This is a genomic window from Cedecea sp. NFIX57, assembly GCF_900177785.1.
Taxonomy (GTDB): Bacteria; Pseudomonadota; Gammaproteobacteria; order Enterobacterales; family Enterobacteriaceae; genus Cedecea; species Cedecea neteri_C.
The window spans coordinates 56363-68310 of sequence record NZ_FXAS01000010.1 but is presented as its reverse complement, the minus strand read 5'-3'; the positions used below and the strand labels follow the sequence as shown (position 1 = coordinate 68310).

Genomic DNA, 11948 nt, shown 5'->3' with positions numbered 1-11948 from the left:
GCTCAAGCAGTGTTTTTATTGTCTTACTTACATTGAATACACGGCGACGATTCACATCACACGGTGAAGTGTGAAAAAAATTAATTCGTACCGCAAATTAAACGCACCTTTTTTGTGATATTTATCACCAAATATCGCTTCAACCCTCCCCCTTCACTGGCTATCTCCGAAAACTTATTTTATGATTCAAAAAATCAAGGCGGATTGATCCCTGTCGGTTCAGTATAAAAGTGGTTTACCCTTATGCTTATCGAGATCGATTCAGCTAACCCTATTTTTACTCTTAAACTACGAGGTGAATGATGAGACTGATTCCCCTGGCTACCCCGGCACAAGTCGGCAAATGGGCAGCTCGCCATATTGTAAATCGCATCAATGCATTCAAACCAACCGCGGACCGTCCTTTTGTTCTGGGTCTGCCAACCGGCGGCACGCCGCTGGAAGCTTACAAAGCTCTGGTTGAGATGCATAAAGCAGGCCAGGTTAGCTTTAAGAACGTCGTCACGTTCAACATGGATGAATACGTCGGTCTGCCGAAAGAACACCCGGAAAGCTATTATACTTTCATGCACCGCAACTTCTTTGATCACGTTGATATCCCAGCGGAAAACATCAATCTGCTGAACGGCAACGCAGAAGATGTTGATGCAGAATGCCGCCGCTACGAAGAGAAAATTCGCTCCTATGGCAAAATTCACCTGTTCATGGGCGGCGTGGGCAACGACGGCCACATCGCGTTCAACGAACCAGCGTCTTCCCTGGCTTCCCGCACCCGTATTAAAACCCTGACCCATGACACCCGCGTGGCAAACTCTCGTTTCTTCGGCGGCGACGTGACTCAGGTACCTAAATACGCGCTGACCGTTGGCGTGGGTACCCTGCTGGATGCAGAAGAAGTGATGATCCTGGTGCTGGGCGGTGTCAAAGCTCTGGCGCTGCAGGCGGCCGTGGAAGGCAACGTTAACCACATGTGGACTATCACCTGCCTGCAGCTGCATCCAAAGGCGGTGATCGTGTGTGATGAGCCGTCCACCATGGAGCTGAAAGTGAAAACGTTGAAATATTTCAACGAGCTGGAAGCAGAAAACATTAAAGGCCTTTAAGGCACGATAGACAACTGACGCGTCGTAAAAGCGTCAGTTGTCCAGGAAAATCAATGTATTGGTTTTCTACAGTCAGTCATAAAGAGGAAGGTGTTTCGGCTTTTCCTCTTTATTAGCGATCTTACAGTCTTAAAGCACGACGTTATTCCCGGGGGTAGGATATGTATGCATTAATCCACGGTCGGATTTATACCGGCCACGAAATTCTGGATGACCACGCGGTAGTCATTGCCGATGGCCTGATTGAGCGAGTTTGCCCTGTAGAAGCACTGCCAGCAGGTATCGAAACGCGCGATGTGGGCGGTGCCGTCATTGCCCCCGGTTTTATTGACGTACAGCTGAACGGCTGCGGCGGCGTGCAGTTTAACGACACCGCAGAAGCCGTTTCCGTTGAAACGCTGGAAATCATGCAGAAAGCGAACGAACGCTCAGGCTGCACCAGCTACCTGCCTACGCTTATCACCACCAGCGACGAGCTGATGATGCAGGGTGTGAACGTCATGCGCGACTATCTGGCGAAATACAGCCATCAGGCGCTGGGTTTACACCTTGAAGGGCCGTGGCTTAACATCGTGAAAAAAGGAACGCACAACCCGGGCTTCGTGCGCAAGCCGGATGCGAAGCTGGTTGATTTCCTCTGCCAGAATGCCGATGTGATCACCAAAATCACCCTCGCACCTGAAATGGTTGAGCCAGAAGTCATTCAGAAGCTGGTCGCCGCGGGCATCATCGTTTCTGCCGGTCATTCCAATGCAACAATTAAAGAAGCCAAAATTGGCTTCCGCGCCGGGATCACCTTCGCAACCCACCTTTTCAACGCGATGCCTTATATTACCGGCCGTGAACCAGGCCTTGCTGGCGCAATTTTTGATGAAGCTGACGTCTACTGTGGCATCATTGCTGATGGTTTACATGTGGATTATGCGAACATTCGCACCGCAAAACGCGTGAAGGGCGATAAACTGTGCCTGGTGACTGACGCAACCGCACCGGCAGGTGCAAACATCGATCAGTTCATTTTTGCTGGCAAAACAATATACTACCGTGACGGTCTGTGCGTTGATGAGAACGGCACGCTGAGCGGGTCTGCACTGACAATGATTCAAGGTGTTCGCAATTTGGTGGAACACGCGGCCATCGCGCTGGATGAAGTCCTGCGTATGGCAACCCTCTACCCTGCTCGCGCCATGGGCGTGGATAAACATCTGGGCGCAATCGAAGCCGGTAAAGTGGCTAACCTGACCGTGTTTACCCGCGACTATAAAATTATCAAGACCATCGTTAATGGTAACGAGGTCGTAACTGAGTAAATAGCATGACGACTGGCGGACAAGCCCAAATTGGTAACGTTGACCTGGTAAAACAGCTGAATAGCGCGGCGGTCTACCGCCTGATTGATCAGCACGGTCCCATCTCGCGCATCCAGATTGCCGAACAAAGCCAGCTTGCGCCCGCCAGCGTCACAAAAATTACTCGCCAGCTTATTGAGCGCGGCCTGATAAAAGAAGTCGATCAGCAGGCCTCCACCGGCGGCCGCCGCGCTATCTCCATTACTACCGAAACACGTAACTTTCACGCTATTGGCGTGCGCCTTGGGCGCCATGACGCCACTATCACCCTGTTCGACCTGAGCGCGAAATCCATCGCCGAAGAGCACTACCCGCTGCCTGAACGCACCCAGGAAACGCTCGAGCATGCGTTGCTCAACGCCATCAGTCACTTTATCGAAACCTGGCAGCGTAAAACCCGCGAACTTATCGCTATTTCCGTCATCCTGCCAGGGCTGGTTGACCCCGAAAGCGGCGTGATCCGCTACATGCCGCACATCGCCGTCAACAACTGGGCGCTGGTCGACAGCCTGGAAAAACGTTTCAAAGTGACCTGTTTTGTCGGCCATGATATTCGCAGCCTGGCGCTGGCCGAGCACTACTTCGGTGCAACTCACGACTGCGAAGACTCTATTTTGGTGCGCGTTCACCGCGGCACCGGGGCGGGCATTCTGTCAAACGGGCGGATTTTTATCGGCCGTAATGGGAACGTCGGTGAGATTGGCCACATTCAGGTAGACCCATTAGGCGAGCGCTGCCACTGCGGTAACTTTGGCTGCCTGGAAACTATCGCCGCGAACGCCGCCATTGAAAAACGCGTCCGCCATTTGCTGGAACAAGGCTATAACAGCCGTCTGACGTTGGAAGATTGTAGTATTCAGGCTATCTGCAAAGCGGCCAATAAAGGCGATGCGTTGGCCTGTGAAGTGCTGGAACACGTTGGCCGCCACCTGGGGAAAGCTATTTCCATCGCCATTAACCTGTTTAACCCGCAAAAAGTCGTGCTTGCCGGTGAGATAATCGAAGCTGAAAAAGTGCTGCTGCCGGCCATTGAAGGCTGCATTAATACTCAGGTATTGAATGCCTTCCGTAAAAATTTGCCTATCGTCTGCTCAAAGCTGGACGACCGCTCGGCCATCGGAGCCTTTGCGCTGGTTAAGCGCTCGATGCTAAACGGCGTCTTGCTTCAGCATTTGCTGGAAAGTTAATGCTGCCCAGGCAGCATTTTACGCTATAGTTACCGACTTCATTCCGTGAGCCAGAGTTGTTAATGACCACCATCCAGAGCGTAATTTGTGATATCGACGGCGTGCTGATGCACGACAACGTCGCCGTGCCGGGCGCTAATGAATTTCTGGCACGTATTCTTGAAAAAGAAATGCCGCTGGTGCTGCTGACCAACTACCCTTCCCAGACCAGCCAGGATCTTGCCAACCGCTTTGCCTCCGCGGGTATCGACGTGCCGGAGAGCGTGTTTTACACCTCGGCCATGGCCACGGCCGATTTCCTCCGTCGTCAGGAAGGTAAGAAAGCCTACGTCGTCGGTGAAGGGGCGCTGATTCACGAACTCTACAAAGCTGGATTTACCATTACCGACATCAATCCTGACTTTGTTATCGTCGGTGAAACTCGCTCCTTTAACTGGGAGATGATGCATAAAGCGGCCTACTTCGTGGCAAACGGTGCACGTTTCATTGCGACCAATCCTGACAGCCACGGCCACGGCTTTAGCCCGGCCTGCGGCGCGCTTTGTGCGGGTATTGAGAAAATCTCCGGTCGTGAACCGTTTTATGTCGGCAAACCAAGCCCGTGGATTATCCGCGCGGCGCTCAATAAAATGCAGGCGCATTCCGAGCAAACCGTTATCGTCGGCGATAACCTGCGGACGGATATTCTCGCGGGCTTCCAGGCGGGTCTTGAAACTATCCTGGTTCTGTCTGGTGTCTCCAGCCTGAACAACGTCGATGATATGCCGTTCCGGCCGAGTTGGATTTACCCCTCTGTGGCTGAAATCGATATTTTCTAATTCAGAATGCCGGCCCAGAGCCGGCATTTTTATATCGATAAAAAATCGCCGCCCAGGCGAATCAAACTTCAGTACAAATTGTTAAAAATTGACGATCCGTTAATTTTCACGCCGAAAACATCATCATTTTTCATAAATCAGCAATCCTCACTGCACTATTTATTAGCTGAAAGATAAAAGCCTTGCATTCCCTTCAACGATTGAGCATTTTCATTACTAAGCAACGCCGCAAAGCCACAGCAAAAGCAAAAAAATCGGCAACGCAGCACCACAACTCAAATCGCTCAGGCAAGTGTACGGAGAAGTTATATGTGTTCTATCTTTGGCGTTCTGGATATCAAAACTGATGCAGTTGAATTGCGCAAAAAAGCGCTGGAATTATCACGCCTGATGCGCCACCGCGGCCCGGACTGGTCAGGGGTATATGCCAGCGATAAAGCAATTCTTGTTCACGAACGTCTGTCAATTGTTGACGTCAACGCGGGTGCTCAGCCGCTGTACAACACCGAAAAAACTCACGCCCTTGCGGTTAACGGCGAAATCTACAACCACCAGGCTCTGCGCGCCGAATACGGCGACCGCTATACCTTCCAGACCGGTTCAGACTGTGAAGTTATCCTGGCGCTGTATCAGGAAAAAGGCCCTGACTTCCTTGATGATCTGCAGGGGATGTTTGCCTTCGCGCTTTACGACAGCGAACAAGACGCCTACCTGATTGGCCGTGACCACATCGGCATCATCCCGCTTTATATGGGCCATGATGAACACGGTAACCTGTATGTCGCTTCAGAAATGAAAGCCCTTGTGCCTGTTTGTCGCACCATCAAAGAGTTCCCGGCGGGCAGCTACCTGTGGAGCAAAGACGGCGAAATTCGCAGCTACTATCAGCGAGACTGGTTCAGTTACGAAGAAGTAAAAGACAACGTCACGGACAAAAATGCGCTGCGTCAGGCGCTGGAAGATTCCGTGAAGAGCCATCTGATGTCCGACGTACCTTATGGCGTTCTGCTGTCCGGCGGGCTGGACTCTTCCGTGATTTCCGCGATCACCAAGAAATTTGCCGCGCGCCGCGTAGAAGATGAAGAGCGTAGCGAAGCCTGGTGGCCGCAGCTTCACTCCTTCGCAGTGGGTCTGGAAGGTTCTCCTGACCTGAAAGCCGCACAGGAAGTCGCTAACCATCTGGGCACGGTTCACCATGAGATCCACTTCACCGTGCAGGAAGGCCTGGATGCGATCCGCGATGTTATCTATCACATCGAAACTTACGATGTGACAACGATCCGCGCCTCAACACCGATGTACCTGATGTCGCGTAAAATCAAAGCGATGGGCATCAAAATGGTGTTGTCCGGGGAAGGCTCTGATGAGGTGTTCGGCGGTTACCTGTACTTCCACAAAGCGCCAAACGCCAAAGAGCTGCATGAAGAAACCGTGCGCAAATTACAGGCCCTGCACATGTTTGACTGCGCCCGCGCCAACAAGGCGATGTCCGCCTGGGGCGTTGAAGCCCGCGTGCCGTTCCTGGATAAAAAATTCCTCGACGTGGCAATGCGCATTAACCCGCAGGATAAAATGTGCGGCAACGGCAAAATGGAAAAGCATGTTCTGCGTGAGTGCTTCGAATCGTACCTGCCGGCAAGCGTGGCGTGGCGCCAGAAAGAGCAGTTCTCTGACGGCGTAGGCTACAGCTGGATTGATACGCTGAAAGAAGTGGCCGCTGAGCAGATTAGCGACCAGCAGTTGGCCACCGCTGCCTACCGTTTCCCGTACAACACGCCAGGCTCGAAAGAAGCCTATTTGTACCGCGAAATCTTTGAAGAGCTGTTCCCGCTGCAAAGCGCGGCGGAATGCGTACCTGGCGGCCCGTCAGTGGCCTGTTCTTCCGCAAAAGCGATCGAATGGGATGAGTCGTTCAAAACCATGAACGATCCATCAGGGCGCGCGGTGGGTGTGCACCAGGCCGCCTATTAATCGCTAATTTAGCTTAAAACAACGGGCCTTATGGCCCGTTGTCGTTTCTGTATTCCTGTCGCGGCTTTATCCCTGTTTTTAAGCGGAATTAAAAACAAAAACGTGCGTTATTGTCGATATTTCAAGCAAGCTGTTCGCAAGTCATTCAAACGAGCATTCTGAGCGGGTTTTCGGGAAAAAACTAGTTGACGCTGTAGAGTCAACTCAGCATAATGCGCCCCGCAACGCCGATAAGGTAGCGCGTAAAAAGATGGCTACGTAGCTCAGCTGGTTAGAGCACATCACTCATAATGATGGGGTCACAGGTTCGAATCCCGTCGTAGCCACCATCTTTTTTATGCGGGAGTGGCGAAATTGGTAGACGCACCAGATTTAGGTTCTGGCGCCGCAAGGTGTGCGAGTTCAAGTCTCGCCTCCCGCACCATTTATCTTTCGCGTTGCACGGATGGGGTATCGCCAAGCGGTAAGGCACCGGTTTTTGATACCGGCATTCCCTGGTTCGAATCCAGGTACCCCAGCCATTATTTTTTCGATACATGCGGTTCACCGCGACGGTTATTGGGGTATCGCCAAGCGGTAAGGCACCGGTTTTTGATACCGGCATTCCCTGGTTCGAATCCAGGTACCCCAGCCATCGAAAAATATGATAAGGTCTGGCTACGTAGCTCAGCTGGTTAGAGCACATCACTCATAATGATGGGGTCACAGGTTCGAATCCCGTCGTAGCCACCATACAAAGGAATTATTGATTAATTTCGATAAATCCAAAAAAATTGTTGGGGTATCGCCAAGCGGTAAGGCTCTGGTTTCTGATACCAGCATTCCGAGGTTCGAATCCTCGTACCCCAGCCAATTTTAAAGTCGTTAAGCGGTTCGTTTAACGCAATTGGGGTGTCGCCAAGCGGTAAGGCTCTGGTTTCTGATACCAGCATTCCGGGGTTCGAATCCCTGCACCCCAGCCACACAATGAAAAGCCCGCGCAAGCGGGCTTTTTGCTATCTGACATTTAGCCAGCATAAGCAGAGCGGTAAATCGCCCTGCGCGTCTTAACTATAATCCCAGGGCGTATTTCAGCGCTTTACGCTTCAGGCCACCGGCTCTTTCCGCCGCCATCAGCCCAATATTTCGCACCACACGCAGTGGCCCCAGATTATTACTGAACCCCGCATAGAACAGATCCATTCCGCTCTGCATCAGGAAGTTATCCGCCTGACGGCGTCTCTGATAACGTTTCAGGATAGCCTCGCTCGCCCAGGCTTCTGCGTGGCTACGGGCACCGATCAGCACATCAAGCAAAGCATCAACGTCGCGATACCCCAGGTTAACACCCTGCCCGGCCAAAGGATGAATCGTATGCGCCGCGTCACCTATCAGCGCCAGCCCCGGCTGGACATACTGCAAAGCGTGTCGACGAGTCAGTGGAAATGCCCCGCTGGCAACCGGCGTAACCGCCCCGAGTCGCTGAGGAAAAGCGGCCGAAATCGCTTTTTGCAACTGGGGCATGTTCATTCCCTGCAGTTGCCGAATACGTGTCGGCGTGTCATACCAAACCAGCGAGGCCCAGTTATCGAACAGCGGCAGGAAAGCATGTGGCCCTGTCGGTGTGAAATGCTGCCAGGTGCTGTCTCCCGGCTCAAACTCGCATTTAACGGTAATCAGCATGCAGGCTTGACGGTACTGCCAGGCATGCACGCCAATCCCCGCCCATTTTCTGATCTGGGAATTCGCGCCATCCGCGCCAATCACCATTTCAGCATTGAGTGAGCCGCCGTCTTCAAACTCAAGCGCCCAACCTGCTGCCTGGCGATGGATTTGCCGTAGCCTCGCCGGGCAACGTAAAGTGATATTCTGATGTGCCTCAAGCGCTTCCCAAAGCACGCGCTGCAGCACGTTATTTTCCACCATGAAACCGAGCTCAGGTAAGCCCAGTTCTTCGGCATCAAAACCGACGTGCGCGCTTTCCCATTCCCAGGTTTCCAGGCGGCGATAAGGGTGCGCCCGCATCGCTAAAACGCTGCCCCAGACGCCAAGAGACTTGAGCAGGCCAACCGATGCACTGCTGATGGCCGAAATACGGACATCCGGCTGGCTACCTGGAACAAAAGCCTCAGGAGCATGATGTTCAATCACCGCCACACGAAAACCGTGCTGCGCCAGCCCCAGCGCAGCGGCCGCACCGACCATGCCGCCGCCAATAACGGCTACTTCAATTGGTTGATTTGCCATAAATCTCTTTCCTTAATTCATCTTTGCTAATTCTACTGGCTTTTCCCAGGCTGGTCACATCCATAGCAAAGCATTACACTATCCGGCTTAATTCCTGACTTCACCTTGAGCAATGGCAAGTCGATGACAAAAAAACTCCATATAAAAACCTGGGGCTGCCAGATGAACGAATACGATTCATCGAAGATGGCCGACCTGCTGGACAGCACCCACGGCTTTACGCTGACCGATAACGCGAATGAAGCGGACGTTCTGCTGCTGAACACTTGTTCTATTCGCGAAAAAGCACAGGAAAAGGTGTTTCACCTGCTGGGGCGCTGGAAGCATATCAAAGCCAAACGTCCGGACGTGATCATTGGCGTCGGCGGCTGCGTTGCCTCTCAGGAAGGAAAGAAAATTCGCCAGCGGGCACACTATGTAGACATCGTCTTTGGGCCGCAAACCCTGCACCGCCTGCCGGAAATGATCAACCAGGTTCGCGGTACCCGCAGCCCGGTGGTAGACGTCAGCTTCCCGGAAATCGAAAAATTTGACCGCCTGCCTGAACCGAAAGCCGAAGGCCCGACCGCCTACGTTTCCATCATGGAAGGCTGCAACAAATATTGTACCTATTGCGTGGTGCCTTATACCCGTGGCGAAGAAGTAAGCCGCCCTTGCGACGATATTCTGTTTGAAATCGCTCAACTGGCGGAACAGGGCGTGCGTGAAGTTAACCTGCTGGGTCAAAACGTTAACGCATACCGTGGCGCGGCTTACGACGGCGGCATCTGCTCGTTTGCTGAACTCCTGCGCCTGGTTGCCGCAATTGACGGTATCGACCGTATTCGCTTCACCACCAGCCACCCTATCGAATTTACCGATGACATTATCGAAGTGTACCGCGACACGCCCGAGCTGGTGAGCTTCCTGCACCTGCCGATTCAAAGCGGTGCTGACCGCGTGCTGAATATGATGGGCCGCACGCATACCGCGCTGGAGTATAAATCGACGATTCGCAAGCTGCGCGCTGCGCGCCCGGATATCCAGATCAGCTCAGACTTTATCGTGGGCTTCCCGGGCGAAACCAGCCAGGACTTCGAGCAGACCATGAAACTGATTGCTGACGTCAACTTTGACACCAGCTTTAGTTTTATTTTCTCCGCTCGCCCGGGCACCCCGGCGGCCGACATGGTTGATGACGTACCGGAAGAAGAGAAAAAACAGCGCCTTTATATCCTGCAGGATCGTATTAACCAGCAGGTAATGGAGTGGAGCCGCAAAATGCTGGGCACGGTGCAGCGCATTCTGGTGGAAGGTACTTCACGTAAAAGCATTATGCAGCTGTCCGGCCGTACCGAGAATAACCGCGTGGTTAACTTCGAAGGGACACCGGATATGGTCGGGAAATTCGTGGATGTTGAAATCACCGAAGTCCTGACTAACTCCCTGCGCGCGAAGCTGGTACGCACAGAAAGCGAAATGGGCCTGCGTATTGCTGAAACCCCGGCTTCCGTTATTGCTCGTACCCGCAAAGAGAATGAAATTGGCGTTGGGACTTACCAGCCTTAATTCTCTCCACAGCCTGCCAGAACGCGAATTCCACGCCCTGACAGGCTGTCTCATTGTTTGCACTTGCATTCTGAAGACATCACCCAAATATCAATTGTGACGCTTGCGCCATCACGCTGCGGGATAAATAATTTCCCTGTAGCCGAACCGTATTTTCGGCTACGCGAGACCGTTTTACTCTAACTGGCCCCGAGTGACCCAGAGGATAAGTTTGAATATCGAAACACGTGAATTAACGCTGGAACCGGCGGATAACGCCCGTCTGCTTAGTCTGTGCGGCCCTTTTGATGACAACATCAAACAGCTGGAGCGCCGGCTGGGGATTGAAATCAACCGCCGTGACAATCACTTCAGGCTCACCGGTCGTGAGCTTTCCGTTAACGCCGCTGCGGATATTCTGCGCCATCTGTATGTAGACACCGCGCCAATGCGCGGCCAAAGCCAGGATATCGACCCTGAGCAAATTCATCTGGCGATTAAAGAAAGTCGGGTGCTGGAGCAAACGGCCGACAGCGTGCCGGATTACGGTAAAGCTATCCATATAAAAACTAAGCGTGGCGTCATTAAGCCGCGTACGCCTAACCAGGCGCAGTACATCGCGAATATTCTTGACCACGACATCACATTCGGCATTGGACCGGCAGGGACAGGGAAAACCTATCTTGCCGTTGCCGCCGCGGTTGATGCGCTGGAGCGCCAGGAAATTCGCCGCATTCTGCTGACCCGTCCGGCGGTTGAAGCGGGTGAAAAACTGGGCTTCCTTCCCGGCGATTTAAGCCAGAAGGTTGACCCGTACCTGCGCCCTCTGTACGACGCGCTGTTTGAAATGCTGGGCTTCGAGAAAGTCGAAAAGCTGATTGAGCGCAACGTTATCGAAGTCGCTCCACTAGCCTACATGCGTGGCCGTACCCTGAACGATGCTTTTGTCATTCTTGATGAAAGCCAGAACACCACCACCGAACAGATGAAAATGTTCCTGACCCGCATTGGCTTCAACTCCAAAGCTGTGATTACCGGCGACGTGACGCAAATTGACCTGCCGCGTAACCTGAAATCAGGCTTACGTCATGCTATCGACGTTCTGTCCGAGGTGGATGAAATCAGCTTCAACTTCCTTAACAGCGAAGACGTGGTGCGCCACCCCGTTGTGGCCCGCATCGTTAACGCCTATGAAGCCTGGGAAGCCGCCGATCAAAAACGCAAAGACGAGCTTGCCGCCGAGCGTAAACGTGAAGCCCTTGCCCTGCAGGCTACCGCTCAGGAGAGCAAATGAGTCAGGTTATTTTAGATTTACAGGTTGCCTGCGAAGCAGAAAGCGGCCTGCCGGATGAAGCACAAATCCAGCGCTGGCTGGATGCGGTTATTCCTCAGTTTCAGCCAGAGTCAGAGGTCACCGTTCGTCTGGTAGACGAAGCAGAAAGCCACGACCTGAACCTGACCTATCGCGGGAAAGATAAGCCCACCAACGTGCTCTCTTTTCCGTTTGAAGCCCCGCCGGGGATTGAGCTTCCCTTACTGGGCGATCTGATCATCTGCCGTCAGGTGGTTGAGCAGGAAGCCAAAGAACAAGAGAAGCCGCTGGATGCCCACTGGGCACATATGGTTGTACACGGCAGCCTGCATCTGCTCGGGTACGACCACATCGAAGACGATGAAGCCGAAGAGATGGAAGCGCTGGAAACAGAGATAATGCTTGCTCTTGGGTATGCCGATCCGTACATTGCCGAGAAAGAGTAGTCGGCTCAG

General features: G+C 52.9%; 9 protein-coding genes and 7 tRNA genes. 15 read left to right on the top strand and 1 reads right to left on the bottom strand.

What is annotated here, in order from left to right:
- The first annotated feature begins 302 nt into the window (after nt 1-302).
- The 12 genes from nagB to B9Y90_RS10530 all read left to right on the top strand — a co-directional run bounded on the left by nagB (nt 303) and on the right by B9Y90_RS10530 (nt 7390).
- Nucleotides 303-1103, top strand: a complete 801-nt coding sequence (gene nagB / locus B9Y90_RS10585; protein ID WP_008456097.1) for a glucosamine-6-phosphate deaminase — start codon at nt 303-305, stop codon at nt 1101-1103.
- Nucleotides 1104-1264: 161 nt separating this feature from the next.
- A complete protein-coding gene (gene nagA / locus B9Y90_RS10580) occupies nt 1265-2413 on the top strand; it encodes an N-acetylglucosamine-6-phosphate deacetylase (RefSeq protein WP_039291184.1) in 1149 nt (382 codons plus the stop codon).
- Between the two features lie 5 nt (nt 2414-2418).
- Nucleotides 2419-3639 carry a DNA-binding transcriptional regulator NagC gene (nagC, locus tag B9Y90_RS10575; RefSeq protein WP_039291182.1) on the top strand — a complete coding sequence of 407 codons (1221 nt, stop codon included), beginning with the start codon at nt 2419-2421 and terminating at the stop codon, nt 3637-3639.
- 62 nt (nt 3640-3701) lie between these two features.
- On the top strand, nt 3702-4457 hold the full coding sequence (locus B9Y90_RS10570) for an HAD-IIA family hydrolase (protein ID WP_085541207.1): 756 nt from the start codon (nt 3702-3704) through the stop codon (nt 4455-4457).
- Nucleotides 4458-4766: 309 nt separating this feature from the next.
- The gene (asnB, locus tag B9Y90_RS10565; protein ID WP_085541206.1) at nt 4767-6428 is read left to right on the top strand and encodes an asparagine synthase B; all 1662 of its coding nucleotides are present in this window, start codon (nt 4767-4769) and stop codon (nt 6426-6428) included.
- A gap of 252 nt (nt 6429-6680) precedes the next feature.
- Nucleotides 6681-6757: transfer RNA gene (locus B9Y90_RS10560), tRNA-Met, on the top strand.
- 10 nt (nt 6758-6767) lie between these two features.
- Nucleotides 6768-6852, top strand: a tRNA-Leu gene (locus tag B9Y90_RS10555).
- Nucleotides 6853-6874: 22 nt separating this feature from the next.
- Nucleotides 6875-6949: transfer RNA gene (locus B9Y90_RS10550), tRNA-Gln, on the top strand.
- A gap of 38 nt (nt 6950-6987) precedes the next feature.
- Nucleotides 6988-7062: transfer RNA gene (locus B9Y90_RS10545), tRNA-Gln, on the top strand.
- Nucleotides 7063-7083: 21 nt separating this feature from the next.
- Nucleotides 7084-7160: transfer RNA gene (locus tag B9Y90_RS10540), tRNA-Met, on the top strand.
- A 45-nt stretch (nt 7161-7205) separates the two neighbouring features.
- A tRNA-Gln gene (locus tag B9Y90_RS10535) sits at nt 7206-7280 on the top strand.
- A 35-nt stretch (nt 7281-7315) separates the two neighbouring features.
- Nucleotides 7316-7390 (top strand) — tRNA-Gln (locus B9Y90_RS10530).
- Between the two features lie 88 nt (nt 7391-7478).
- Here the strand turns inward: B9Y90_RS10530 and ubiF are convergent.
- Nucleotides 7479-8654: a 3-demethoxyubiquinol 3-hydroxylase gene (ubiF, locus tag B9Y90_RS10525; protein ID WP_085541205.1), complete on the bottom strand. Its 1176-nt coding sequence runs from the start codon at nt 8652-8654 to the stop codon at nt 7479-7481.
- Nucleotides 8655-8777: 123 nt separating this feature from the next.
- Between ubiF and miaB the strand changes: the two genes are divergently transcribed.
- From miaB to ybeY, 3 genes are all read left to right on the top strand, one after another.
- Nucleotides 8778-10202 (top strand): tRNA (N6-isopentenyl adenosine(37)-C2)-methylthiotransferase MiaB, encoded by a 1425-nt coding sequence (gene miaB, locus B9Y90_RS10520; RefSeq protein WP_039291175.1) that lies wholly within the window; start codon nt 8778-8780, stop codon nt 10200-10202.
- A 211-nt stretch (nt 10203-10413) separates the two neighbouring features.
- Nucleotides 10414-11475, top strand: a complete 1062-nt coding sequence (locus tag B9Y90_RS10515) for a PhoH family protein (protein WP_008456082.1) — start codon at nt 10414-10416, stop codon at nt 11473-11475.
- Nucleotides 11472-11939, top strand: coding sequence for an rRNA maturation RNase YbeY (ybeY, locus tag B9Y90_RS10510; RefSeq protein WP_085541204.1), 468 nt, complete (start codon nt 11472-11474; stop codon nt 11937-11939). The genes B9Y90_RS10515 and ybeY overlap by 4 nt, the downstream gene beginning before the upstream one ends.
- The last annotated feature ends 9 nt before the right edge of the window (nt 11940-11948 follow it).

Coding starts and splice junctions, on each gene's coding strand:
- nagC (WP_039291182.1), top strand. CDS start 2,419: ATGACGACTGGCGGACAAGCCCAAATTGGTAACGTTGACCTGGTAAAA.
- nagA (WP_039291184.1), top strand. CDS start 1,265: ATGTATGCATTAATCCACGGTCGGATTTATACCGGCCACGAAATTCTG.
- ybeY (WP_085541204.1), top strand. CDS start 11,472: ATGAGTCAGGTTATTTTAGATTTACAGGTTGCCTGCGAAGCAGAAAGC.
- B9Y90_RS10570 (WP_085541207.1), top strand. CDS start 3,702: ATGACCACCATCCAGAGCGTAATTTGTGATATCGACGGCGTGCTGATG.
- miaB (WP_039291175.1), top strand. CDS start 8,778: ATGACAAAAAAACTCCATATAAAAACCTGGGGCTGCCAGATGAACGAA.
- asnB (WP_085541206.1), top strand. CDS start 4,767: ATGTGTTCTATCTTTGGCGTTCTGGATATCAAAACTGATGCAGTTGAA.
- nagB (WP_008456097.1), top strand. CDS start 303: ATGAGACTGATTCCCCTGGCTACCCCGGCACAAGTCGGCAAATGGGCA.
- ubiF (WP_085541205.1), bottom strand. CDS start 8,654: ATGGCAAATCAACCAATTGAAGTAGCCGTTATTGGCGGCGGCATGGTC.